At 74.7% G+C, this 22750-nt stretch carries 22 protein-coding genes; 6 read left to right on the top strand and 16 right to left on the bottom strand.

Annotation, left to right across the window (positions count from 1 at the left end; genetic code table 11):
* The first annotated feature begins 294 nt into the window (after positions 1 to 294).
* The gene (locus ABD296_RS36490) at positions 295 to 534 is read left to right on the top strand and encodes a hypothetical protein (protein ID WP_344278226.1); all 240 of its coding nucleotides are present in this window, start codon (positions 295 to 297) and stop codon (positions 532 to 534) included.
* Between the two features lie 335 nt (positions 535 to 869).
* On the opposite strand, the gene ABD296_RS36485 is transcribed toward ABD296_RS36490, so the two are convergent.
* Both ABD296_RS36485 and ABD296_RS36480 read right to left on the bottom strand, forming a co-directional pair.
* Entirely contained in the window at positions 870 to 1334 is a 465-nt protein-coding gene (locus tag ABD296_RS36485; protein WP_344278224.1) for a hypothetical protein, read from the bottom strand.
* A 97-nt stretch (positions 1335 to 1431) separates the two neighbouring features.
* Positions 1432 to 2010: a YbhB/YbcL family Raf kinase inhibitor-like protein gene (locus ABD296_RS36480; protein ID WP_344278221.1), complete on the bottom strand. Its 579-nt coding sequence runs from the start codon at positions 2008 to 2010 to the stop codon at positions 1432 to 1434.
* 103 nt (positions 2011 to 2113) lie between these two features.
* Between ABD296_RS36480 and ABD296_RS36475 the strand changes: the two genes are divergently transcribed.
* Positions 2114 to 2956 carry a helix-turn-helix transcriptional regulator gene (locus tag ABD296_RS36475; RefSeq protein ID WP_344278218.1) on the top strand — a complete coding sequence of 281 codons (843 nt, stop codon included), beginning with the start codon at positions 2114 to 2116 and terminating at the stop codon, positions 2954 to 2956.
* A 123-nt stretch (positions 2957 to 3079) separates the two neighbouring features.
* Positions 3080 to 3523 (top strand): hypothetical protein, encoded by a 444-nt coding sequence (locus ABD296_RS36470; protein ID WP_344278216.1) that lies wholly within the window; start codon positions 3080 to 3082, stop codon positions 3521 to 3523.
* Positions 3524 to 4022: 499 nt separating this feature from the next.
* Here the strand turns inward: ABD296_RS36470 and ABD296_RS36465 are convergent, their stop codons facing one another.
* The 9 genes from ABD296_RS36465 to ABD296_RS36425 form a co-directional block, all read right to left on the bottom strand.
* Positions 4023 to 4379: a DUF488 domain-containing protein gene (locus tag ABD296_RS36465; protein WP_344278214.1), complete on the bottom strand. Its 357-nt coding sequence runs from the start codon at positions 4377 to 4379 to the stop codon at positions 4023 to 4025.
* A gap of 28 nt (positions 4380 to 4407) precedes the next feature.
* Positions 4408 to 5652 carry an SAV_2336 N-terminal domain-related protein gene (locus ABD296_RS36460; protein ID WP_344278212.1) on the bottom strand — a complete coding sequence of 415 codons (1245 nt, stop codon included), beginning with the start codon at positions 5650 to 5652 and terminating at the stop codon, positions 4408 to 4410.
* Positions 5649 to 6701: a MoxR family ATPase gene (locus ABD296_RS36455; protein ID WP_344278209.1), complete on the bottom strand. Its 1053-nt coding sequence runs from the start codon at positions 6699 to 6701 to the stop codon at positions 5649 to 5651. The genes ABD296_RS36460 and ABD296_RS36455 overlap by 4 nt, the downstream gene beginning before the upstream one ends.
* Before the next feature lie 47 nt (positions 6702 to 6748).
* On the bottom strand, positions 6749 to 7915 hold the full coding sequence (locus ABD296_RS36450) for a VMAP-C domain-containing protein (protein WP_344278206.1): 1167 nt from the start codon (positions 7913 to 7915) through the stop codon (positions 6749 to 6751).
* 1 nt (position 7916) lies between these two features.
* Positions 7917 to 9149, bottom strand: a complete 1233-nt coding sequence (locus tag ABD296_RS36445; RefSeq protein WP_344278203.1) for a CHAT domain-containing protein — start codon at positions 9147 to 9149, stop codon at positions 7917 to 7919.
* Positions 9143 to 10891, bottom strand: a complete 1749-nt coding sequence (locus ABD296_RS36440) for a hypothetical protein (RefSeq protein ID WP_344278200.1) — start codon at positions 10889 to 10891, stop codon at positions 9143 to 9145. The genes ABD296_RS36445 and ABD296_RS36440 overlap by 7 nt, the downstream gene beginning before the upstream one ends.
* A 2-nt stretch (positions 10892 to 10893) precedes the next feature.
* Positions 10894 to 11841 (bottom strand): AAA family ATPase, encoded by a 948-nt coding sequence (locus tag ABD296_RS36435; protein WP_344278197.1) that lies wholly within the window; start codon positions 11839 to 11841, stop codon positions 10894 to 10896.
* Positions 11838 to 12218 carry a CU044_2847 family protein gene (locus tag ABD296_RS36430; protein ID WP_344278194.1) on the bottom strand — a complete coding sequence of 127 codons (381 nt, stop codon included), beginning with the start codon at positions 12216 to 12218 and terminating at the stop codon, positions 11838 to 11840. Before ABD296_RS36430 ends, ABD296_RS36435 begins: the two co-directional genes overlap by 4 nt.
* A 159-nt stretch (positions 12219 to 12377) precedes the next feature.
* Positions 12378 to 12596, bottom strand: a complete 219-nt coding sequence (locus tag ABD296_RS36425) for a hypothetical protein (RefSeq protein WP_344278192.1) — start codon at positions 12594 to 12596, stop codon at positions 12378 to 12380.
* Positions 12597 to 12667: 71 nt separating this feature from the next.
* Between ABD296_RS36425 and ABD296_RS36420 the strand changes: the two genes are divergently transcribed.
* Positions 12668 to 12856, top strand: coding sequence for a hypothetical protein (locus ABD296_RS36420; RefSeq protein WP_344278189.1), 189 nt, complete (start codon positions 12668 to 12670; stop codon positions 12854 to 12856).
* A 59-nt stretch (positions 12857 to 12915) separates the two neighbouring features.
* On the opposite strand, the gene ABD296_RS36415 is transcribed toward ABD296_RS36420, so the two are convergent.
* From ABD296_RS36415 to ABD296_RS36405, 3 genes are all read right to left on the bottom strand, one after another.
* Complete coding sequence (locus ABD296_RS36415; protein ID WP_344278186.1) at positions 12916 to 13728, bottom strand: hypothetical protein; 813 nt, start codon at positions 13726 to 13728, stop codon at positions 12916 to 12918.
* Between the two features lie 11 nt (positions 13729 to 13739).
* Positions 13740 to 13985, bottom strand: coding sequence for a hypothetical protein (locus ABD296_RS36410; RefSeq protein WP_344278184.1), 246 nt, complete (start codon positions 13983 to 13985; stop codon positions 13740 to 13742).
* 281 nt (positions 13986 to 14266) lie between these two features.
* A complete protein-coding gene (locus ABD296_RS36405) occupies positions 14267 to 16072 on the bottom strand; it encodes an ABC transporter ATP-binding protein (protein WP_344278181.1) in 1806 nt (601 codons plus the stop codon).
* A gap of 88 nt (positions 16073 to 16160) precedes the next feature.
* On the opposite strand from ABD296_RS36405, the gene ABD296_RS36400 reads away from it, so the two are divergent.
* Together ABD296_RS36400 and ABD296_RS36395 are read left to right on the top strand one after the other, a co-directional pair.
* On the top strand, positions 16161 to 16613 hold the full coding sequence (locus ABD296_RS36400) for a MarR family winged helix-turn-helix transcriptional regulator (protein WP_344278178.1): 453 nt from the start codon (positions 16161 to 16163) through the stop codon (positions 16611 to 16613).
* 107 nt (positions 16614 to 16720) lie between these two features.
* Positions 16721 to 17977: a PucR family transcriptional regulator gene (locus tag ABD296_RS36395; protein ID WP_344278176.1), complete on the top strand. Its 1257-nt coding sequence runs from the start codon at positions 16721 to 16723 to the stop codon at positions 17975 to 17977.
* A 71-nt stretch (positions 17978 to 18048) separates the two neighbouring features.
* Here ABD296_RS36395 and ABD296_RS36390 read toward each other — a convergent pair whose 3' ends face one another.
* Complete coding sequence (locus ABD296_RS36390; RefSeq protein ID WP_344278174.1) at positions 18049 to 18966, bottom strand: dienelactone hydrolase family protein; 918 nt, start codon at positions 18964 to 18966, stop codon at positions 18049 to 18051.
* 590 nt (positions 18967 to 19556) lie between these two features.
* Positions 19557 to 22739 (bottom strand): ATP-binding protein, encoded by a 3183-nt coding sequence (locus ABD296_RS36385; RefSeq protein ID WP_344278171.1) that lies wholly within the window; start codon positions 22737 to 22739, stop codon positions 19557 to 19559.
* Positions 22740 to 22750 lie beyond the last annotated feature (11 nt).

Genomic DNA, 22750 nt, shown 5'->3' with positions numbered 1-22750 from the left:
GCCCTTGACTTTGGAGGGGCGGCCCCGTACGCCAGCGCCACCCCACCACACGAACACCCTTCCCACTAACAGCCGAACACCCGATCAAGAAGCCCCATACGCATTTACCAGAATGCAACCGTGGTACCCGGATCCGGCACATCGGCGAGCATCGTCCCGACGAGGGCGTCCTTCGTCTTGAAGTGCGCGTAGTCGCCTCAGTTGGCGATCCCGAGCGCGGCCATAGGCTCGGCGCCGCCGAGGTGCTGCCTGGATCGGCGGTGCCGGGTGGTCCGGTGTTCGGCGTGCTGGGCAATGTTGGTGGCGCGCTTATGTCTGGACGCGTTCGAGGGGCTGGAGCGCGACGGTGTCTTGCTGTCAACCGGCTGGGCGTCCCGCGAGGCGAACGTGATCGACTTCGAGCGGGCGCGCATGCCCGGCGGTCACGGCCGCATTGAACCGTTCACCGCGTCCGCGCCGTTCGGCCCGGTGGAGCCGGGCTCCATTTGGGGGTGGCCGATGCTTTCGATGCGGGACGGCGTTCCGGTCGCGTAGTCATCGGCGCTCGACGTCCATCCCGGGGAGTAAGCGGAGTTCTTAGGATCGGGCGATGGCGAGGCGGCTGGCCAAGCCTCGGCGGCGAATCTCGTGGTCGATCGCAGTAGACGTCGCGCTGCTGCCCGCGCCGACGACCACCCATTCCGGGGGGATGCGGTCGAGGGGGACGCGGCCGACCTTGTCCGATGGAGGTGCGGCGGTCAAGGCGTCAGCGCCGGCGGCAAGTAGTTCAAATAGTGGCCGCCGCATTCCGTCGCGAGACGACGGGCCTCGTCGTGGATGGCGGGCGGAGGAATGCACCAGGCGGCATGTTCCGCCGTGCCGTTCGGTGGTCATCGGTTGGCGCGGTCTCGGATCGAGGCGACGCTGACGCCGCCGTCCGGGTGGCGGGCCAGTTTGCCGCGATTGACCAGGTCCTGGACGCCCTGCCGGGTGATGCCGAGCATGGCGCCGGCGACGGATCGGCTGACCGATTCGCGGCCGGGGTGGCCGATCAGCCGCAGGACGACGCGTCCGAACGGCGTCCCCCACCAGTCCGGCGGCGGGTCGAACGGGTTGACCGCCGCCAGGACCCGCGCGGCGGCGGACCTGGCGAGGGTCTCGTCGGGGCCGAGCAGCTGGGACGCCCAGATCTGCGCGTCGGCGTCCAGCCGGCGGCGGAGGGCGGCCAGCGGCTCGGCGCCGTCCAGCAGCGCGTCGAGCGGGGCGAGGAACCGCGCCTCGATCTCGGTGACGAGCTGCCGGTAGAGCGCCGTGTGGGTTTCGGTGGTGACGCCGCGCGCCCGTGTCCCGTCCAAGTGGTCCTCCTGTGGGAGTCCGCCCAGTCTCAGCTGCTTGTCAGCCAGCGTCAAGCAGCTGAGACCGGCGGATTTCCCCGATCCTGACCACAAGGGGTCAGGAGGCGGCGGTGGCGGTGATGCGGGCGGTGGCGATCACGTGGGAGCCCATGGCGAAGGAGGCCATGGCCGGGCTCGCGGTGGCGGGAACGCCCGCGTCCGGGACGTCCAGGGCCAGCACCGTGATCGTGTACTGGTGCGGCCCGTCGCCGGCGGGCGGGCAGGGGCCCAGGTAGGAGGCCGTCCCGGCGTCGTTGACGCCCGTGGCCGCGTCCGAGGGGACGGCGGCGGCCGTGGCCGGCAGGTTCCGCACCGACCAGTGCCAGAAGCCGCTGCCGGTGGGGGCGTCGCGGTCGAACATGGTGACGGCGAAGCTCTTGGTGGCGGCGGGGGCGCCGGACCAGTGCAGCCGGGGCGGGACGTTGCCGCCCGTGCACCCGAAGGAGTCGGAGTAGGACGCGGCGGGGAACCTGCCGTGGGCCAGGTCGGGGCTGGTCACACTGAAGTGGGCGGTGTGCTTCGGGACGCCCGCGCGGACCTTGTGGTACCCGAAGTCAGGGCCCGTCTGGGCGGACGCCGCGGCGACGGACGCGGTGGTGACGGCGATGGTCAGTGCGGTGACGGTTCGTTTCCTCATGGCTCCGACGATCGCGCCGTCTCGCGTGCTGGTACAGGCCGTCCGCATCCTGGTACGCGGAGTGCCACCCTCACCGCACCCCGGATGGGCGATGCTAGGACCCATGACGCCACGACGCGACGAGCTGGCGGCCTTCCTGCGGGCCGCGCGGGAACGGGTCCGCCCCGAGGAGGTGGGGCTCGCCGGCCTGGGCCGCCGCCGCACGCCCGGGCTGCGCCGGCAGGAGGTGGCCGAGCTCGCGGCCGTCAGCGTCGACTGGTACGTCCGGCTGGAGCAGGGACGGGTCGGCACGCCCGGATCGGCGGTCCTGGACGGCATCGCCGCCGCGCTGCTGCTGTCGCCGGCCGAGCGCGTCCATCTGCATCTGATCGCGCGCGGTGAGGCGCCGCCGCCGCAGTACGTCCCGGCGCCGCTCGGCGGGAGCCTGCGCGCCGTCCTGCAGGGGATGCCGCTGCTGCCGGCCTACGTGGTGGACTTCCGATTCGACGTCCTGGCCTGCAACGCGGCGGCGTCCGCGCTGTTCGGCCCGGAGTTCGGCCACGGGCCGCTGGGCAACACCGCCCGGATGCTGTTCCTCGTGCCGGACACCCGGGAGACCAATCTCGACTGGGCGCAGTTCGCCCGCGAGATGGTCGGCAACCTGCGCGTCAACCAGGCCCGCCACCCGGACGACCCGCGGCTGGCCGAGCTGATCGCCGAACTGCGGGCGGCCAGCCGCGAGTTCGCGGTGTGGTGGGACGACCAGCGCGTCCACGAGCGGTCGCGGGGCGTCAAGCGGATCAGGCACGAGACGGCCGGCACGCTGACCGTCGCCTACGACATGCTGGCCGCGCTCGACGGTTCCGACCAGCGGCTCTTCGTCCTCACCCCGGCCGACGGCCAGAGCGAGCGCGCGTTGCGCACGCTGGTGACGGCGCACGCCACCGCGCTGGCCACCGCCGGCTAGCCGCATTCGCCGCGAGGCAGGACATTTGTCCCGGCCGAACATGCGAGGAACGGCTCTGCCGGCGCCCCCGCTCCGAACGGCACGATCAAGGTGTCAGCAGGACATGGCACCCAAGGAGCGGACATGCACGCCACCCTCACCCGTCAGAAGGCCACCGCCGAGCCGGCCCGGCCGGACGGGCTGGACGCGATCAAGCCGCTCCCGATCTGGTTCTTCGCCTTCGAGGGCGTGCTGGGCGCGGCGTACGACATCTGCCACGTCTGGCATTTCGCGTGGGTCGTCCTCGTGGGGATCGCGGCGGTGAACGCGGTCGTCGGCCTGACGGTGCTGCGCCGCCGGGTCAAGCTGGTCAAGGCGATGCTGAAGAACGGCCGCACCCGCAAGATCGCGGTCGGGCTGATCGCGCTGCGCGTCGGCCTGCACGTGGTGCTGGGCACGCTCGGCGCGGACGTGACCGGCACCGCCGCGCACCTGGCCCTCGCCACCGGCATGGCCGCCGCGACCGTGACCCTCCTCTGGTTCGACCAGCGAGTCACCTTCCGCGCCCTGGGCCTCACCACCGTCTGACCCGCCCGGCGAGGCATTCGCGGGGAAGTGGGGGGTGGCGAGGGGGGACGCCATGACGGTGATGACGAAGGCGGTGGTCAGGATGGAGCAGAGGCCGAGGGCGGCGATCGCGGGGTGCGGGTGGTTGACGAACGGGCCGGTCACCAGCAGGAGGAACGCCTCGTAGGCGGTGGCCCAGCCGCGGGTGCTCGGGCGGCGGGCGCGGAACGCGGCGGCGAGCGCGACGGCCGCCGCCGCCAGCGCGAACGGGTAGACGGCCAGGAACATCATCGCGGTACCCACGCGGGCCTCGGCGCCCGTCGCCGCCTCCCCGAAGGCGACCATCGCCAGCCCGGCGGAGACGAGCAGCGCCGCCTGCGTCCACAGGACGGCGCGCGCCGCGGGGACCAGGCGGCGGCCGAGGGCGGTGGTGCGATCGCTCATGCCGGACACGGTGCCGCACAGCGGTGTCCCGGCGCATGGGCGCGGATACTCAGTTACCGCCGAGTAGCAATCCGCGTCAGGAGACCAGGATGGCGGCGAGCACGGCGGCCTGGCTGTGGTCCACGTCCTTGGTGGCGGTGAGGAGCGTGAGCGGGCCGGGGTCGGCGTCGTCGCGCAGGCGGGCGAGGGCCGCGGCGCGGTCCGGGTCCTTCAGTTCGGCGTCGTAGCGGCGCCGGAACTCCTCGAACCTGTCCACGGCGTGCCCGTACCACTTGCGCAGCTCAGTGGACGGGGCGACGTCCTTCTCCCAGCGGTCGAGACGGGCCTGGTCCTTGGACAGGCCGCGCGGCCACACCCGGTCCACCAGGATCCGCTCGCCGTCGCCGTCCGCGGCGTCGTCGTAGACGCGGCGCACCCTCACATCACGTCCCATACGGCCCTTCCTACCCCGGCCGGGCCGGTCATTCGCGGTCGGTCCGGGCGCGCAGGCGCTCGGCCGCCCGGCGTTCGAGCCACTGTGCCTCCCCGGCGTCCAGGTGGGAGCGCAGCTCGGCGCGGACTCCGGCCGTGAAGTCGTACGTCGCGTCCGGGCCGGCGACGCGGTGCAGGAGCCCGCCCAGCAGCACCTCCGCGAGCTGCTGATCGCCCACGCCGGCGGTGTCCGCCCCGACCATCCGCATGACGTCCAGGGTCAGCGGAACGGCGGACAGCCGGACGGCGAGCCGGAACGCCGGCGGGGACGCCGCCGCGCGGAACCGGCCGACCCGGTCGCGCGCCGAGCCCGGCTCCGCGGCCGGGTCGGCGGGCGGGACGCGGCGCGGGGCCGCCCCGGTGAACAGCGCGACGCCCTCTCGCGCGGCACCGGTGCGGCCGGTGACCAGCCGGACCCACCAGGTGATCCAGTCGGGCCGGAGCCGGATGACGGGGACGGGGACACCCGGCGGCACCGGCTCGCCGGACGCCGTCGCGACGCGGAGCCGGTTGTTGGCGGTGGCGGCGCGAGACGCCCGCACCGAGAACCGCACCCGGACCAGCTCCGGCCCGCAGCGGCGCCACAGGCGTTCGGACAGCGGCTGCACGACCGCGACCGGTCCGCCGCTCCCCCAGCGCTCCAGCAGCCCCGCCATCGTCCCGTCGTGCCAGGCCCGTCCGACGCAGTCGCTCAGCACGAGCACGATCCCCCGGCCGGAGGCGCCCAGCGGGTCCGAAGTGCCGACACGCGCCCCGGACCCGGCGCCGCGCAACACCAGGTCGCCGTCGGTGTCGAGGAGCCGGACGCGCACGTCGCGGAAGCTCGCCGAGCGCCGCAGCAGCTCGGTCACCTCGGTGATCCAGGTGTGCCAGACGACCATCGAGGCACCGTCGTCGACGACGAGGGCGGCGTCGAGGCCGCGGCCCGCGGCCGGACGCAGCACGGGCGAGAGCGCATGCGCCCCCGCAGAGGCGCGTGCCGTCGCCTCCTCGTCCAGGACGAAGTCCGTGCGGGACGTGCCCTCGCGGGCGAGCGGCCGCAGGGCGTTGACCAGGGCGGCGGCGCTGAGGTCCAGCCCCTGGGCGCGCGGCGGCGGCCCTTCGGACGGCCCCTTGGCGGCCTCCAGCGGACGCGCCGGCAGGTGCCCGGCGAGCCAGATGACGTCGGCGACCGCCTGCGCGTCGAGGGGGCCGCCCGTCTCCTCCAGCAGGGCGAGCAGCCGGTCGAGCGTCACGGGCGGCCGTCCCGCGCGTCCCGCAGGAGCAGGTCGACCAGCCGCGCGCGCTGCTGCGTCTCCCGGATCCCGTGGGAGGTCAGGTAGATGGCGTTGAGCAGCTGGTCGACGGCGACGTCGCCGTGCTCGCCGCGTTCGAGGAACCGCTGGACGACGTCCTCGGCGCCGGCCGCCGCGTCCGTCCCGAGGTGGGCCGCGACGATCGAGGAGAGCCGCGCCCGGTCCGGCCGGGCGATCTCCAGCCGCACGCAGCGGCGGACGAAGTCGGGCGGGAAGTCGCGGTCCCCGTTGCTGGTGATCACCACGATGGGGAACTCCCGGCAGCGGACGAGGCCGCCGCGCAGCACCGCGTGGCCGCCCGGGTCGTCGGTCATGACCTCGACCGACGGCAGCCGCGACGCCACCCGCGCCAGCTCCGGGATCATGAAGGCGCCGTCCTCCATCAGCGGCAGCAGGTCGCCCGGCAGGTCGAGGTCGCCCTTGTCGAGCCCGTCGATCAGCAGCACCCGCGGCATCGGGCCCGGCAGCAGCGCGGTGCCGACCGGGCCGAGCCGGATGTAGCCGCCGATGTCGCTCGCCGGGTTCTCCGGCGGGCCGGCATCCGGTGGGCCGACCTCCTGGGGGCCCGCGGGCGGCGGCAGGTTGGCGTCCTGCGCGCGGCCCAGCGCGTCGTACTCGTACAGCGCCCGCGCGAGCGTCGAGCGGCTGTTGACGGACCAGTACAGGACGCGGCCGAGCCGCAGCTCGTAGGCGATCGCGTACGCGAGCGTGGATTTGCCGGTGCCCGGCGCGCCCGTGACCAGCAGCGGCCGGCGCAGCAGCAGCGCCGCGTTGATGATCTCCACGGTCTCGGCGGGCGTCCGGTACGACTGCGGGTTCCCGAACCGCCGCGCGCCCTCGTGCACCTCGGACCCGCGCGGAGGCTGCGAGTAGTCGGGGCCGCGCCCGCCGAACGTGCGCCAGGGAGGCGGCGGCGGGAGGCGCCTGATGCCGGCGTGCGGCTCGCCCGTCCCCTGGTAGATCAGCCAGCTGTCGTCGGGTCCCGTCATGGCCACCTCATCGCTCCGGGTGCGCGGCGTCGATCACGGCCTGTTCCTCACAACGGTGCCCGAAGGGCAGGGAACCCGCCAGGGAAGCGGCCGGGATCGTCCCACAGCAGCCCGAAACCCACTTCCTGCCCCCGCTCTTGCGCCGACCTGCGCCACTCATGGACAAGTTGCGGCAACCGCGGCAGGTCCCTGCTATGAAACGTCGACACAAAGGGGTTCTCTTCGGAACTGCGAGTGTCCCCCGCCCGCCGCCAGACGATCGCGGGCAGTCCCGCATCCACCATAGGAGCGAATGACCTTGGCGTGAATTCGAGGGTCAGGAGGTCGGCGTTGCTCTGATCGTGCCACTCGAATTGTGGTTGTACGACGAACGCCGCCACTGCGGCCTGTGGTGAATGCAGACGCTCCCAGTGCCGCCGCCAGCGGTCGTGCAGCGCCGCGTCGGAGGAGTGGATCCGCTCGTAGCTGCGGACGACGACCGGCGCCACGCTGCCCAGTGGTTCGGCGCCGATCGTCCACCGTTCGACCGGGAGGTCGAGCATCCGGTTGGGCAGGATGAACTCGATCATCATCTCGGACCCGTTCACCCTGCCGCGGAACTCGTTGAACGGCTCCGCGAGCGATGCCGGGATGTCGCGGAGCGGTGTGGCCTGGTCGTCCATGCGCAACGGCACCGGGTGGTCGCCCTGTTCCTGCGCCCAGACCGTGACGAGGTAGCCGTCGTCGTCGACTCCGCTGGGCTGGAGTTGCACGGTCAGGAAGTGCGCCGCGCCGGGCCGCGCCGGCGTCCGGTCCGGGACCTGGCGCGTGAGGTCGGGCAGGACGGACGTCTCCTCGGGCTCGTCCTGCCTCGCGGGCGGCGCCACGGTGACCTTCAGCTCGTCGGTGCGGGCGATGATCCCGCGCGGGGTGAGCAGGCTGAGCCACAGAGCGCCGGGGCCGGCGTGCTCGCCCGCGACCGCGGCGAAGCGGACCGGGCCGTACGTCCCGCCGAACCGGTGCAGCACCAGGGTGGACTCGCCGATCGCCTCCACGGCGATCCCCGGCCCGCCGTCCAGCAGGAACGTGAAGGAGAACTCCTCCTCCTCGTACGGCCAGCCGCCGTCGCCGGCGAGCCGCAGGTCGGCCTCGACGAGGTAGGTGGTGCCGGGCGTCATCCGCCGCGGCCAGCGGACGACCGGCTCGACCTCCAGTCCCAGGGTCGTCGTCGCCATGTCACCCGCCTCCGCCGTACAAGGCGATGGTCGTGTCCGGGCCGCCGAAGTACAAGTACATGAAGGCGCTCACGAAAGGCAGCAGTTCCTTGCTCCGCGGGCGGTCGGCGACCGGCGGCAGGTCCGTCACGGCGATCGTCCGGCGGTAGTCGCGCAGCGCGGTCGCGACGCCGAGGCCGGACGGCTCGCCCATGCCGGCGAGCAGGTGCGCGGCGACCCGGTGCGCCTCGTCCTCCAGGACGGCTCCCGCCGTGCCCAGGAACCCGGCCGCGCCGGACCGCAGGAACACCTCGGCGAACCCGCGCGTGGTGGCGTCGTTGTACTCGGGGTCGTCTATAAGCCGGCCCGAATGGCAGGCGTTGACGAACACCAGCCCGCCGCCGTCCGCGACGCGCGGGAAGGTCCGCCAGTCGACCTCGCCGACGGCCAGGTCACCGAGCGTGAAATCGAACCCCGTGCTCCCGTACTCGCCGTGGCAGGCGATGTAGACCAGGGCCGGTCCGGGGCCCGACGTCTCCAGATGGGAGATCAGCTCCCAGAGGGTGGGCGACAGGCGGTGTGCGGCCAGCAGGTCGCGGTCGCGGCTCATCTCGTCGGCGACGTAGCCCGCGACGCTCCCACGGCGGTCGGCGGACGCGTACGGGAGCGGGCCGCCGGGCGCGTGGACGGTCGTCCAGCGGGTGACGACGGCCAGCGCCCCGAGCCACGCGCCGGGCCCGCCGGACCCGGCCTGGTCGACCCAGAGCAGCTCCCACGGGATCTCGAACCCGCTGTCGTCCCAGATGATCAGCCGCAGGTCGTCGCCGTGCCGGTCCCGGATCCGGCGGATCCAGCCGAGCAGCTCGTACTTGCTCCTGGACCAGCTGCGCATCCGGTTCAGGCTGCGGGTCGGCGACTCCCCGCCGGACTCCCCCGAGATCAGCGTGCCGAGCGCGATGCGCGGCGGGCGGCCGTGCCGCCCGTTGCGCGTCGGGGGCAGGTCCTCGCCGCAGCAGCAGAAGCCCACCAGCTCGAAGACCGGTTCGCCGGCGCCGTCCAGCCGGGCGCGCTGGACGGTCAGCTGGGCGGTGGCCTGCGGCAGGGACGCGTGCGCGTCCACCGGGCCCGCGCCGAGGCCGCGCGGTTCTTCGCTCGGCTGTTCCAGGTCGGACGGCCCGGAGTCGGGTGGGGGGCTCGGGGGCGGCACCGGGGCGGGCAGGAGCCCGGGAAGCCGCCACCGCGAGCGGTTCACCATTCCGGCTCTCCCGCCGGCCCGGTGTCCTGCGGGTCGCCGGCGGACCGCAGTTCGGCGCCGAGCGCTTCGGCGAGCCGGGCGGTCAGGAACCGCTGGGGCCGGGGACCCGGGTCGAGGACGACGCTGCGCACCCCCGCCAGCCTGCGGATACGCGCGGCAACGGCCAGCGCGTCGTCCACGCCCTGCGTGGAGACGGGCGGGACGAGCCGCCCGGTCCGGCTCGCGGACAGCGGGACGTTGCCGCGGCCGTCCGTCGCGACGAGGAGTACCGCGTCGGCGGCGGGCAGTTCCCGGCGCAGCAGCCGCTCGGCGAGCAGGAGGCCGTGCGCCAGCGGGGTCGCGCGTCCCGGCGGGCGGTCCAGCGCGTCCGCGACCCGCGGGTCGAGCAGGTTGCGGGTGGTGAGCAGGCGGGCGCGCAGCTCGTCGTCGCCCGTCCCGACCTCGATCAGGCCGACCGTCGCCCGCGCGGTGTACATCCAGTGCAGGTAGGGCGCGAGCGCGTCGGGCCAGTCCGCGCCGGCGGTGTGGTCGAGCAGCAGCACGGCCATGAGGGGCGGCCGGGCGGCGCGGCGGTGCGCGCGCAGGTCGGCCGCCGCGAGGTGCAGCGGATGCGGCGGGCGCGCCTCGTGGTGGCCCGGGCAGCGGACGGCCTGGAAGGGGGCGGCGGCGAGCAGTGTCGGCACGATGGCGAGGTCGTGCAGGTCCGTGGCGCGGACGGTGCCGATGGACGGGCCGCGGGCGTCGCGGCGGCCCCGCCCCGGCGCGAGCGGGGCGCGCAGCGGCAGCCGTTCGGCGTCTCCGGGCTCGTCGTCCGGCCGGGCGCGGGCCGTCCCGCAGGACGGGCCGGGGGACGCGCCCGCGAGCGGCGCGGGTTCGGTGACGGCCGGGTCCAGGGCCTCGGCCGTCATCGGGATCACGGCGTTGACGGGCTCGGTGACGAGCCGCGGCGGCGCGTCGCCCGTGGCGTCCGCCGTCCCGGCCGATGCGATCGGGTCCGCCGGACCGGACGCGCCGGACGCGGCGCGAGGGCCGGGCCCGGCGAGCAGCCCGAGCAGCCGCGCCGCCTCATCGACATCCGCCGGGGTGGCCGCGCCCGCGCCGCGGAGCGCGGCGATCGCGCGGGCGGTCCGGGCGAGGGCGAGGTCGGTGCGGGTGCCCGCGTCCGGTCCGGCGAGCTCGACGGCCCGTGCGGCCGCGTCCTCCGGCAGGGCCGGGACGGGGAGACCGGCGGGCGGCCGGTGGATCGGCACGCCGCGCGCCCCGTCGGCCAGCCCGGCGGCGTCGATCCGGAGCGGGAACCGGTCGAGCAGGTGCGGCGGCAGCCGGGCCGCGTCCGCCCGCGCGCAGGCGGCGAGCCACCGGGTCCGCGGGCGCCACGCGACGCTCAGCCCGTGCCGTTCCACGTGCGCGACGTCGGCGCCGAGCGCGCTCACCGCCGCGCGCCGGCCCGCGAGACTGAGGCGGGCCAGGTCCGGTACCGCCGCGACGGCGGGACGGTCGGCGGCGAGGCGGCCGGGAACGATCCGCAGCCCGTCGCGCCCGGCGTCCACGGCAATCCACAGCCCGTCGTCGGTGGTGGCCGCGCCGAGCACGACGAGGGGGCCGAACCCGTCGGCGAACCGGCGGGCGACCTCCACGAGCGTCCGGGGCGGCATGCCGAGGAACAGCACCCCGGACAGCCGGTCGTCGGCGGCCGCGCAGGACAGCGCCGTCCCCACCCGGTCCGACGCCGCGCCGGCCACGGTCAGGCCTGCGCGCCGAGCGCGGCCAGCCGCCGCGCGTCCTCGCCGGTCCAGCCGATGCCGTCCCCGTGGGCGGCGTCGGGCCTGCGGTGCGGCAGCGCGTACGGCGCGGCCTCCGCGACGTCGGCGGCGGTGACCTCCCGGCGGCCGTCGAGGGTGACGAGCGCGATCGCGGCGCGCGCCGTCACCGCCTCGGCGCGGTGGCCGACCGCGCCGAACGCCTCGGCGACCCGCGCGCACAGCGCGGCCATCGCGGGCGGGAGGTCGACGCCGGGCCAGGCGTCGCGCGCGGCCGCCAGCCGGTCCAGCAGCCGCCGGTCGCGGGCACGGCCCTCCTCCAGCCACGGCGAGCCGCCGTCCGCGACGGCCCGCGCGCACTCGCGCTCGAACCTCAGCACGGTGAGCAGGATCTCCTGCCGCTCCGCCGCGCCGCGCGCCGCCGTCACCGGGACGACCATCCCGAACCGGTCGAGCAGCTGGGGCCGAAGCCCGCCCTCCTCGGGGTTCATGGTGCCGACGAGGGTGAACGACACCGGGACGTCCGGCAGGTCCAGCCCCTCGCGCTGGACGACCAGGACGCCGGTCGACGCCACGTCCAGGATGAGGTCGACGACGTGGTCGTCCAGCAGGTTCACCTCGTCGACGTAGAGCAGCCCGCCGCCGGCCTGCTCCAGCAGGCCCGGCTGCCGCTCCGGCGCGCCGCGCATCAGCGCGTCGACGTTCCAGCCGCCGAGCACCCGGTCGTCGGTGGCGTTGATCGGCAGCGTCACCGGCAGCGCGCCGCCGTGCACCATCCGGGAGAACGCGCGGACCGTCGTGGACTTCGCGGTGCCGCGCTCCCCGGTGATGAGCAGCCCGCCGATCGACGGCGCCACGAAGCACAGCTCCAGCGCCCGCAGCAGCGGACGCTGCCCCACGATGCGGCTGTACGGGAGGATCTCGATGGTCATTCGGGGTCCGCGCCGCCGCCGCGCAGGCCGGTCCAGCGCATGACGACCTGGAGCTGCGCGCCGCCGGCGAGTTCGACGATCTTCGCGCCGGCCTTGGTGTCCAGCTTCACCGCGAGCTGCATCTCCAGCTCGTCCGGCCTCGCGTCGGTCATCGCCTCCAGCCGCGCGTGCATCGCCTCGGCGCACGACTCGACCAGGTCGAGCGCCTCGGCGAACAGCGGCCGGCTCAGCTTGATCACCTTTTCGGCGAGCCCGCCGCGGGTGGCGTCCCCGTAGATCTCCGCCAGGTCGGCGCCGGCCGCCTCGTCGTCGGACTCGTCCACCTCGATGAGGATGCGCGCTCCGCCCGCACCGTTGTCCACCGAAACGACGGCCATCCGGCCCCCTCCCGCCGCGCGACGACGCTCCCGGAAACGCGCGGGAGCCGAGCCCATCGGCTCCATGGTCGCGAACGGGGCCGCCGCGGCGCAACGAGAGCGGGCGAAAAGCCCGGCACCGGCCAGCCCGGGCCCGGGGACGGGGGACGGGCCCGGGGGTCAGTCGAAATGGAACGCGTGGTGCTCGGCGGCGGTGCGGCGGGCGAACTCGCCGGCCAGCGCGCGGCCGAGGACGTCGTCGTCGGGGCGGTGCCGCTCCAGGTACTCCAGGGCCTCGGCCAGCTCCCCGGTGGTCAGGCGGCGGAGCGGTTTGCCAGTCCAGCGCGGGTGCGGGGCGTTCGGCGGGCCGGGGCGCGGGGCGGGCGGGCGCGTGCTCACGGGATCGGGGCCTTTCGGTTGCGACCGCGCGGCGGCCGGTGCGGAATGGTCGGTTCGAATAGGATCGGCGGGTGCATTGGTGGAGCCAGCAAGCGTGCGACGCGTCGGCCGAGGCGCAGGCCGCGGACCCGTCGCCGGCAAATCTCATGGCGGCCGCCCAGGTGCAGGCGATGATCTCGATGGCGGAGGCGCTGCACCGCATCGCCGCGGTTCTGGAAGATCGCGATGAAAGGGCGCCGTCCGCCGTCCGGCCGAAATAGCCCTCGCAATGAAATACCGGTGTGCCCCGGGCGGGGGGCACACCGGTCTTCACCGCGTGTCAGACATCGCTGAACGATTTGCGTTCGGTCCTGCCGTTCGCGTGCGAGGCGAGCCGCGAGGTCTTGCCGAGCGGCGGGCGCGGCGGCGGGACCGTCGCGGGCTCGGCCGGATGGTCCGGCTCGGCCGCGACCGGGGCGAGCCGCTCGTCGTCGGCGGGGACGGCCCGGGCCTCCTCGTGCGGGCGGTCGCGCAGCCGCCTGGCCGCCTGCCGCAGGGCCCGCTCGCCGACCAGCCGGGTCAGCTCGAGCCCCCAGCAGTCCAGCTTGTCGGCGTCGGTGAGGTCGTCGCGGGCGCTCAGCTCGGCGGCGAGGCCGCCGAGCCGCTGCGCCTCGGCCAGGTCGAACTCGCGCATGAGGTGGCAGCACAGCTCGGCGAGCGCGGCGTGGTCGCGCTCGAACGACAGCTCCGCGAGGTCGTTGTGGGAGAGCCGGCTGAGGGCGCGCTTGCGCTCCAGCTCGCCGTCGGCGATCCGCAGGATCCCGTTGAGCAGCGCGACCGGCCCGGTGCCGGTCGCGGTCGTCTGCGCCGGGGCGAACGACATACGCAGGACGGCGGCCGAGCCGAGCCCCGCGGCGATGACCCGCACGACCAGCAGCGCGGTCGGCGGCATCGTGTAGGGCAGCCCGAACCGCCAGCCGGCCGCGGTGACCGCGATCAGCGCGACCACGGACGCGCCGGTGTTGACCAGGGCGAACAGCAGCCCGCCCGGGGACAGCAGCGCCGCGACGGGCTTGTCGCGGTAGCGGGCGATGAGTTCGGCGACTCCGATCGCGCCGCCGATCAGGGCGGCGAGGAACATCTCGATGATCATGACCTTCGTCTCTATGCGCTGCGGGCGTTCATGCGGCCGAACGGGTACTCCTCGGTCCGGCCCCGGCGGGACAGCAGGGCGGGCCGCTGCCGGGCGGTCAGTTCCGCCCGCTCGACCTCGAGGAAGACCAGCAGCCATTCCGCGGGACCCGCCGCGAGGCCGCTGTGCGAGCGCATCGCCTGCTCGCGCGCGCCGAGAAAGGTGAGCAGCCAGCCGGTGGGACCGGCGGCCGTGGAGGTTCGAATTCGGGAATCCATGTCGGAGACCATTCCGCAGCGTGCCCCGGAAGTCGACCTCCGACGCGTCAAGTTTTCCGCACCGCGCCGAGGAAAAGGGTCATCGCGACAGTCCGCCGGAACCATCACATGGGCCGCACCGATCTTCTCGCCATTGCCGGGGAATCCGATTCCATTTGACCGATGATTTGGATTACTTTGCCAAGAGTTCCGGTTCGGCCGGCGCAGGGAGATCGCCCTTTCAGCTCCGCGCCCGCCGGCCGGGCGCCCGCGATCAGGCGGCGCCGGTCGGGCGGCACCCGTCAGGCGGCGGGGGTCAGGTCCTCGTCGCGGGAGACCAGCGCGGTGTACGGGCCGCCGGCGGCGAGCAGCTCGGCGTGCGTGCCGCGCTCGGCGACGCGGCCGTGGTCGAGGACGGCGATCTGGTCGGCGTCGCGAACGGTCGACAGCCGGTGCGCGATGGTGATGGTGGTGCGTCCCTCGGCGAGCGCGTCGATGGCCTGCTGGACGGCGTGCTCGGTCTGGGTGTCGAGGGCGCTGGTCGCCTCGTCCAGGACGAGGATCGGCGGGTTGCGCAGGATCGTCCGGGCGATGGCGAGGCGCTGCTTCTCGCCGCCGGAGAACCGGTAGCCGCGCTCGCCGACGACGGTGTCGTAACCGTCCGGCAGCCCGGCGATGTGGTCGTGGATCTGCGCGGCGCGGGCGGCGGCGTGCAGTTCGGCGTCGGTCGCGTCGGGCTTGGCGAAGCGCAGGTTGTCGGCGACGGACGCGTGGAACAGGTAGGTCTCCTGGGAGACGACGCCGACGGCGGCGGACAGGTCGGCGAACGACAGGTCGCGCACGTCCACGCCGTCGATGGTGACGCGTCCGGACGTGGTGTCGTACAGCCGCGGCACGAGGTAGCTGAGGGTGGTCTTGCCGGATCCGGTCTCGCCGACGACGGCGAGCGACGACCCGGCGGGAACGTCCAGGTCGATGCCGGTGAGCGCCTCCGCGCCGGGCTCGTAGGAGAAGCCGACGTGCTCGAAGCGGACGTGGCCGCGGGCGCGGGGCAGCGGGCGCGGCGCGGCGGGCTCCTCCAGGCCGGGTTCGAGGTCGAGGTACTCGAAGATCCGCCCGAACAGCGACATCGAGCTCTGCACGTCCACCGAGGTCTGGAGCAGCTGGACGGTCGGCCGGAACAGGCTGGTCTGCAGGGTCGTGAACGCGACGAGCGTGCCGATCGACACCAGCGGGTGGCCCTGCGAGACGGTGAGGCCGGCGGCCCAGTAGGTGAGGGCGGGCATCGCCGCCATGACGATCTGGATGGTCGACTGCCGCCACCGTCCCGCCATGCTCGCGCTGATCTCCAGGTCGGCGAGGTCGCGGGAGTCGCCGGCGAACCGGTCGGTGAGCGCGGGCGAGCGGCCCATGGTGCGGCCGAGCAGGATGCCGCTGACCGACAGCGACTCCTCGACGATCGCCGACATCGCGGCGAGCTGCCGCTGCCGCCGCGCGGTGATCCTGCGGCGCTCGTTGCCGACGCGGCGGCTGATCCACACGAAGAACGGCAGCGTGACCATCGTGACGAGGGTGAGCCGCCAGTCGAGGGCGAGCATCGCGATGGCGGTCGCGGTGACGGAGGTGAAGTTGGAGACCAGCGAGGTGACCGTGCTGGTGACGGTGGACTGCATGCCGCCGATGTCGTTGGCGATCCGCGACTGGACCTCGCCGGTGCGGGTCCGCGTGAAGAACGCCAGCGGCATCCGCTGCAGGTGCGCGTAGACGGCGGTGCGCAGGTCGTGCATGACGCGCTGGCCGACGCCGGTGGAGATGTAGGTCTGCAGGACGGAGAACACGCTGGTCGCGACCGAGATGGCGATCATGCCGAGGGCGAGGACGGACAGCAGTCCGGTGCGGCCCTGCGGGAGCGCGACGTCCAGGATGTGGCGCAGCATGAACGGCGAGGCCAGCGAGACGAGCGCGGACAGGCCGACGAGCAGCGCGACGGCGGTGAGCCGGGCGCGGTAGGGGACGAACAGGCGCAGGATGCGCTGGCGGTCGAAGTCTTTGGTGGCGGGGCTGGTGGTGGGCTTGGCGGCGGGGTTCGCGGTGGGGTCCTTCGCCATGGGCGGCTCCTTCGCTCCGGGGGTTCCTCAGCCTAACTGAGCTTAGCTCATAATTATTTCTGCACAACTATGAGCTAGGCTCGGCGGCATGGAGAACGATCTGGCCGACCTGTTCCTCCGGGCGGCCAAGCGCATACGCCGGCACCAGGTCGAACGGCTCGCGCCGCTCGGCCTCACCCCCGCCCAGTCGCGGGCCCTGCGCGTCATCGTCGGCACCGACGGGCCGCTGCGGATGACCGACCTCGCCCGGCGCCTCGACATCGTCCCGCGCTCCGCCACCACGCTGGTGGACGCCCTGGAGGCCGACGGCCTCGTCACCCGCGAGCCGGACCCGGCCAACCGCCGGTCCCTGCTCGTCCGGCCGACAGGGAAGGGACGCGACGTCCGCGCGACGATCACGGGCACCCGGCGGGAGGCGGCGCGCGAGGTGCTCTCCCCGCTGTCGGACGAGCAGCGCGAAACCCTGCGCGACCTGCTCACCGTCATCGACGGCGCCGCCGCCGGCGACGCCGGGAGGCCGCGGCGGCTGTCAGGGAGCTGACAATCGGGGCGGCCGGAACCATCCCGTCCCTGCCTAGCGCCGGGGCGCCGCCGGGCGCAACCTGGTAGGCCCGGTGGCTTCCGGGTCGCGAGTTCCAGGAGGGTGCCTTGAGCCGGTCCGCCCGTTCCGCCGCCTCGTCCGCCGCGCGTTCCGCCGCCCGTCCCGCCGCCTCGGACTTCCCGCTGGCCGGCGTGCCCGCCGGCCTCGCCGAGCCGCTGCGGCCGCACCTGGAGGCGGCGGCGGCCGAGATGGTGGGCGAGATCCAGGGGCTCGTCCCCGAGTACGCGCGGCCGCCGGAGAGCCGCTACGGGCGCCGGATGCGGTGGGCCGTCGAGCAGAGCGTCCGGCAGTTCGTGGACGCCATCGGCCGGCCCGACATCGACTGGGGGACGGTCACCGGCATCTTCGAGGGGATCGGCGCGTACGAGGCGCGCAAGGGCCGCAGCCTCGACGGACTGCAGACCGCGATCCGGGTCAGCGGGCAGGTCGCCTGCCGCCGGTTCATCAAGGACGCGCGGCGGCTCGGCTGGTCGCTGGAGACCCTCGGCAAGATCACCGAGTCGCTGTTCGTGTTCCTGGAGCGGATCGCCGGCGCGGCCGGGCAGGGGTACGCGCGGGCGCAGGGCGAGCTGGCGGGCGAGCGCGAGCGCTTCCGCCGGCGGCTGCGCGACCTGCTGGTCATGGACCCGCCGGCCAGCGACGAGGCGATCGGGGAGCTGGCGCGGGCGGCGGGCTGGCAGGTGCCGCGGACGCTCGCGGTGGTCGCGTTCCGCCTCGATCCCGGGCAGGCCGTCCCGGTGCTGCCGCCGGCGTTCCTCGCCGACTGGGACGCCGCCGACCCGTACGTGATCTGCCCCGACCCGGACGGCCCCGGCCAGGACCGGCTGCCGGCGGCGATCACCGGGACGCGCGCGGCGGCGATCGGGCCGACCGTCCCGCCGGCGCGGGCCGCGCTGTCGCTGCGCTGGGCGCGGCGGGCGCTCGCGCTGATCGAGCGCGGCGTGCTGCCCGGCAAGGAGCCGCTGCGCTGCCTGGACCACCTGCCGAGCCTGGTCGCGGCGCAGAGCGAGGAGCTGCTGGACGTGGCGCTGGCCGCCCGGCTCGGGCCGCTGATGGACCTCGCTCCGCACCGCCGGGACGCGCTGTCGCGGACGCTGCTGACGTACATGGAGTGCCGCGACAACGCGGTGGCGGCGTCGGAGCGGCTCCTCGTGCACGAGCAGACCGTCCGGTACCGGATACGGCGGCTGGAGGAGAGCCTCGGCGGGATCATGCTGGATCCGGACCGCCGCATCGAACTGTTACTCCTGCTGCACCACCTGGTCCGCCTCGACTCCGGGGACCGGCGCCTGTCTCCCGCCTGACGGCACGGGACGGCGGCGGCGACCGGTGAGCAGGTCGCCGCCGCCGTCCCGGGGCGGGGTCGGGAGCCGGATCAGCCGTTCGGGCAGGTGTCGAGGTATTTCGCGATGCCGGCGTCCGGCTTCGGCGCGGGGCAGAGGAACTGGTCGTAGCGGGTGTCATTGTCGACGAACCGCTTCATCCACGCGATGGAGTACTTCGCGATGGTGGTGTTCGGCGAGACGAAGGTCATGTGGCCGGCGTTCTTCAGCAGCAGGTACGCCTTTTCCGGGGCCGTCTTGATGTTGTTGTAGTACGACTCCGCCATCGACGAGGCGGGCGCGATGAAGTCGTTGTCCGCGCCCATGATCAAGGTCGGGGTCGCGATGTTGGGGAAGTTGTAGTTCGTGTCCCACGGCGCGAGCGGGATGTCGGCCTTGAGCGAGGGCCGCTTGTTGGCGGCCTCCAGCGTCCCGCCGCCGCCCATGGAATGGCCCATCACGGCGGTGCGGCTCGTGTCGATGCGGTTCTTGACGCTGCTCTTGCCGGTCAGCCAGTCCAGTCCGGCGAGGAGCTGGTCGCCGCGCGCGGCGGGGACGTCGACGAGGCTGTTGGTCTCCAGGGTCATGACGACGAAGCCCTGCGAGGCCAGGCGCGGCCCGTACCAGGAGATCCACGCCTCCGGGGAGACGAAGCCGGGCGAGACGACGATGGCGCCGAACGTCCCCTGGCTGAGGTCGGTGGGCGCGTAGATGGTGCCCTTGTTGAAGCCGGTGCCGCTGCCCGCCGGAACGGGGATCGTCTCGATGGCGAAGGGGCCCTTCTCCGCGGTGACGCTCGCCTCGGTCGGCGCGGGCCCGCGCTGATACGGATTGTCGGCGAGCCTTATCGTGCTCGCCGGTTTCACCGGTTTCGCGGGTGCTGCGCTGGCGGCCGGTGCCAGGGCCGCGCCGGCGGCGAGCACGGCGGCGACGGGGAGAAGCCGGAACGAATTGGCGACGTGCCTGTTCATCGGGGCGAGCCCTTCACTAGCCGGAACCGCGACGGGTGGGTTATCGCGGGTTCCAGAATTGTGGGCCGCCCGGGCGTCCGCCGCTGCTTATGCGGCGACGCCTTATCTCCGGCGGGCTTATAGCGAAGTTACAAAGCGGTGAAGCGGCGGAGGCGCGGAGCCGGGCCGAGAACTACGGAGAGGGGCCACTCCCCCCAGAGTGACCCCTCTCCCCCCGTTCCGCGGGCCGGCCCGAACGCGCACTGGGGACGGCCGCTCCCCCCGAAGCGGCTTCGGCGCGGGGCGCCCTGCGGATGAGAAGACGGTAGCGAGCCGCTCACCGGCCGATCGAGGCTTCAACCGGCCGCATCGACGAACGGTGCACTGTGTGCGACGAACGGAACACGCTCCGCGTTCGCACACCTTCCCTCCGCGCGCACGGACGGCCGGTGCGGCCGATCGGTTCGCGCCGCGGGGGCAGGTGTAAGCGAGGTGTAATCCGGCCGTCCTACCGTTGCCGCCGTGGAGATCCACCGCACCGGGACGGTACGTCCGCCCGGGTCAGGGGACGGGCCGCACGGGGGTCGGTCCGTCGCACGCGGCGGCGGTGGTCACCACAGCAGGTGCGCGACCGACCCGGCCTCGGTGGGGACGCCGAGCGCCTCGAAGATCTCCAGCGCCTCGCGGCGCGGGTCGGCCGGGGCGTCGCCGCCCCCGCCGTCGCCGGGCCCGGCCACGTCGAGGAGGGCGCCGAGCAGGAACAGGCACTTGGCGCGCCACAGCGGCACCGACACCTCGGTGGCCAGCTTCAGGGCGCGTTCCAGCAGCCGCCTCGCCGCCGGGAGGTCACCGCGGTCCCAGTACAGGTCCGCCAGGACGTACAGGATGCGCGCCCGCATCAGCGGGTCCGCGCGCTCCTCGGCGAGGCTCAGCGCCAGCCGCAGCGACCGCTCGGCCTCCTCCGGGCGGCCGAGCGCGAAGCTCGTGCAGCCGAGGCCGTGCGCGGCGTACATCCCGACGAGCCGGCTGCCCGCCGCGGTGCCCGCCTCGTCGATGTGCTCGAACAGCGGCCTGGCCTCGCCGGGCCGGCCGAGCGCCAGCAGCGCCTGCCCGATCCAGTACCCGGCCTGCAGCTCGACGCTGGTGTAGCGGGCGCGGCGCGCCAGGTCGCGGGCCATGGCCAGGACGCCGACCGCGTCGTGGGCGGCGCCGCGCTCGTACTGGGAGCAGCCGATCACCAGCACGGCGTGGGACTCGCCCGCGACGTCGCCGACCCGCCGGAACAGCTCGCGGGCCCGCCGCCCGTCGGCCTCGGCGTCGCCGAACCGGCCCGTCATCCGGTGCACGGTGGCGAGCTGGCGGAGCGCGAGCGCGGTGCCGTGCGGGTTCCCGGTCTCCTCGAACAGCCGCAGCGCGGCGCGGACGGACCGCAGCGCCCGGTCGTAGTCGCGGCGCGCGCACGCCAGCTCCGTGGTGCGCTCCAGCAGCGCCGCCTCGCCGCGCAGGTCGCCGGCCGCCCGCACGACCGGCAGCGCGTCCGCGACGACCTGCTGCCAGTCGTCGGTGTAGTGCACCGGCTGCAGCAGGACGCCCGCGCGGACCGCGAGCTCCCAGCTCGGCTCGGACTCGCCGAGCCGCGCGGCCTGCCGGACGGCGGAGATGAGCGCGAGCCGCTCGGCCTCCATCCACGCCGCCGGGTGGCGGAGCGACCAGCCGATCGTCGCGTCGTCCAGCGGATGCCGGGCCGCGCCGCCCGCCCCGAGGACGTCGCCGCCGCCGGTGACCAACTCCACCATCCGGTCGGTCATGTACAGCCAGCCGCCGGCGACCCGCCGCAGCGCCGCGGCGCGCTCGTCCGGGTCGTCCTCGTCCCGGCAGAGCTCGCGGGCGTGGTCGCGGACGAGGTCGTGGAACCGGTAGCGGACGACCCCGGAGACCCCGACGTCGGCGGGGCCGCCGGTACCGGCGTCCGGCGGTCGCGCGCCGGGGACCGCGGGCAGGCCCGCCGCGTCCAGCAGCTGCGCGTCGACCAGCGTCTCCAGCAGCTCGCCGACCTCGCCGGGCGGGCGGTCGAGCAGCGCCGCCGCGGTCCAGCAGGCGACGTCGGGCGCGTCGAGCAGGCCGAGCAGCCGGTACAGCCGCCGCGCGTCCGGGCCGAGGCCCTGGTAGCTGAGGTGCAGGGTGGTGCGGACGCTGAGGCCGCGCTGCGTCAGCTCGTCCAGCCGGCCCTGCTCGCGCATCCGGCGGACGAAACCGGCGATGCTCCAGTGCGCCTTGGCGGCGAGCCGGGCGCCGGCGACCCGCAGCGCCAGCGGCAGGTGCCCGCACATCCGGGCGAGCGTCGCGGCGGCCTCCGGCTCGGCGGCGACCCGGTCCGGGCCGGCGATGTGCGCGAGCAGGCCGACGGCCTGCTCGGGGGTCAGCACGTCCAGCTCGATGAGCCGCGCGCCGGGCAGCGCGGTGAGCCGGGTCCGGCTGGTGATGACGGCGCGGGACAGCCGGCCGCCGGGCAGCAGCGGCTCGACCTGCGTCTCGTCGGCGGCGTTGTCTAGCACGACGAGGATGCGCCGGTCGGCGAGGATGCTGCGGTACAGCGCGGCGCGCTCGCCGGGGCTCTCCGGGACGGCGGCGGCGTTCACGCCGAGGGCGCGCAGGAACCGGCCGAGCACCTCGGCGGGGTCGGCGGGGTCGCGCTCGGCCCCCCGCAGGTCGACGAAGAGCTGGCCGTCGGGGAAGGCGCCGCGGAGGCGGTGCGCGATGTGCACGGCGAGGGTCGTCTTGCCGATGCCGCCCATCCCGGCGACGGCCGACACCGAGACGGGGGCGTCGCCCTCACCGTCGTCCGACAGCAGCGCGAGCATGCTGCCGATCTGGTCGCCGCGCCCGGTGAAGTCCGGCACGGCGGGCGGGAGCTGGCTCGGCCGCTCGGGGCGGACGCGGTCGCTCTCGGCCTGCCGGCCCGGGGAGCGGTCGCCGCCCGGGTCGTCCCCGGACGGTCCGGAGGCGGCGGGGCCGGTCTCCTGGCGCAGCACGCGCAGGTGGACGTCGCGCAGCTCGGCTCCGGGGTCGACGCCGAGCTGGTCGAGCAGCCGGGCCCGCGCCTCCTCGTAGGCCTCCAGCGCCTCGGCCTGCCGCCCGCACGAGGCGAGCGCCTCGATCCACACGGCGAGCAGCTGCTCGTCCAGCGGGTGGTCGCGCACCAGCGGGTTCAGGTGCGGAAGGGCGCGCTCGGGCGCGCCGGCGGCGAGCACCGTCCGGGCGTGCTCCATCGCCGCCTCGACCCGCTCGCGTTCCAGCCGCTCGACGGCGGCCTGGTCGACGGAGTCGGGCGAGACGTCCTCCAGCGCCCGGCCGCGCCACAGCCCGAGCGCCCGTTCCAGCGCGCCGGCGCGCCGGCCGGCGGGCAGCATCGCCGCGTCGGCGACCGCGCGGCGGAACACCGCCGCGTCGACCTCGGCGCCGGGCAGTTCCAGCGCGTACCCGTTGGTGGTGCGGACGACCTCGACGCCCGGCCCGGCGGTCTCGGTCAGCCAGCGGCGCAGCCGGTACACCGCGACGGCGAGCGTCGAGTCGGAGATGACGGACTCGCGGGTGCCCCACAGCAGCGACTTCAGCGTGTCGTCGCCGAGGCCGGTCAGCCCGGCGAGACCGGCGAGGGCGAGCGCGCCGAGCAGCGCGCGGGCGATGCCGGAGGCGGGCAGCGCGAGGCGGCCGGCGCGCTCCACGCCGACCCGCCCGAGCACGACGATCCGGACGTGCTCGCGCTCCTGTTCCGCCCCGCGCTCGGTGCGCATGCCCGTCACTC

Source organism: Actinomadura napierensis (assembly GCF_039529375.1).
Taxonomy (GTDB): Bacteria; Actinomycetota; Actinomycetes; order Streptosporangiales; family Streptosporangiaceae; genus Spirillospora; species Spirillospora napierensis.
Note: the sequence above shows the minus strand (reverse complement) of the source record. Positions and strands in the feature narration are given on the sequence as shown.

What these genes read in the sequence shown, in the direction of transcription:
- ABD296_RS36385 (WP_344278171.1), bottom strand. Translation starts at nt 22,739, where the DNA reads ATGCGCACCGAGCGCGGGGCGGAACAGGAGCGCGAGCACGTCCGGATC.
- ABD296_RS36435 (WP_344278197.1), bottom strand. Translation starts at nt 11,841, where the DNA reads ATGACCATCGAGATCCTCCCGTACAGCCGCATCGTGGGGCAGCGTCCG.
- ABD296_RS36405 (WP_344278181.1), bottom strand. Translation starts at nt 16,072, where the DNA reads ATGGCGAAGGACCCCACCGCGAACCCCGCCGCCAAGCCCACCACCAGC.
- ABD296_RS36490 (WP_344278226.1), top strand. Translation starts at nt 295, where the DNA reads ATGTTGGTGGCGCGCTTATGTCTGGACGCGTTCGAGGGGCTGGAGCGC.
- ABD296_RS36415 (WP_344278186.1), bottom strand. Translation starts at nt 13,728, where the DNA reads ATGATCATCGAGATGTTCCTCGCCGCCCTGATCGGCGGCGCGATCGGA.
- ABD296_RS36445 (WP_344278203.1), bottom strand. Translation starts at nt 9,149, where the DNA reads ATGGTGAACCGCTCGCGGTGGCGGCTTCCCGGGCTCCTGCCCGCCCCG.
- ABD296_RS36400 (WP_344278178.1), top strand. Translation starts at nt 16,161, where the DNA reads ATGGAGAACGATCTGGCCGACCTGTTCCTCCGGGCGGCCAAGCGCATA.
- ABD296_RS36390 (WP_344278174.1), bottom strand. Translation starts at nt 18,966, where the DNA reads ATGAACAGGCACGTCGCCAATTCGTTCCGGCTTCTCCCCGTCGCCGCC.
- ABD296_RS36430 (WP_344278194.1), bottom strand. Translation starts at nt 12,218, where the DNA reads ATGGCCGTCGTTTCGGTGGACAACGGTGCGGGCGGAGCGCGCATCCTC.
- ABD296_RS36455 (WP_344278209.1), bottom strand. Translation starts at nt 6,701, where the DNA reads ATGACGGGACCCGACGACAGCTGGCTGATCTACCAGGGGACGGGCGAG.
- ABD296_RS36475 (WP_344278218.1), top strand. Translation starts at nt 2,114, where the DNA reads ATGACGCCACGACGCGACGAGCTGGCGGCCTTCCTGCGGGCCGCGCGG.
- ABD296_RS36470 (WP_344278216.1), top strand. Translation starts at nt 3,080, where the DNA reads ATGCACGCCACCCTCACCCGTCAGAAGGCCACCGCCGAGCCGGCCCGG.
- ABD296_RS36480 (WP_344278221.1), bottom strand. Translation starts at nt 2,010, where the DNA reads ATGAGGAAACGAACCGTCACCGCACTGACCATCGCCGTCACCACCGCG.
- ABD296_RS36465 (WP_344278214.1), bottom strand. Translation starts at nt 4,379, where the DNA reads ATGGGACGTGATGTGAGGGTGCGCCGCGTCTACGACGACGCCGCGGAC.
- ABD296_RS36450 (WP_344278206.1), bottom strand. Translation starts at nt 7,915, where the DNA reads ATGGCGACGACGACCCTGGGACTGGAGGTCGAGCCGGTCGTCCGCTGG.
- ABD296_RS36410 (WP_344278184.1), bottom strand. Translation starts at nt 13,985, where the DNA reads ATGGATTCCCGAATTCGAACCTCCACGGCCGCCGGTCCCACCGGCTGG.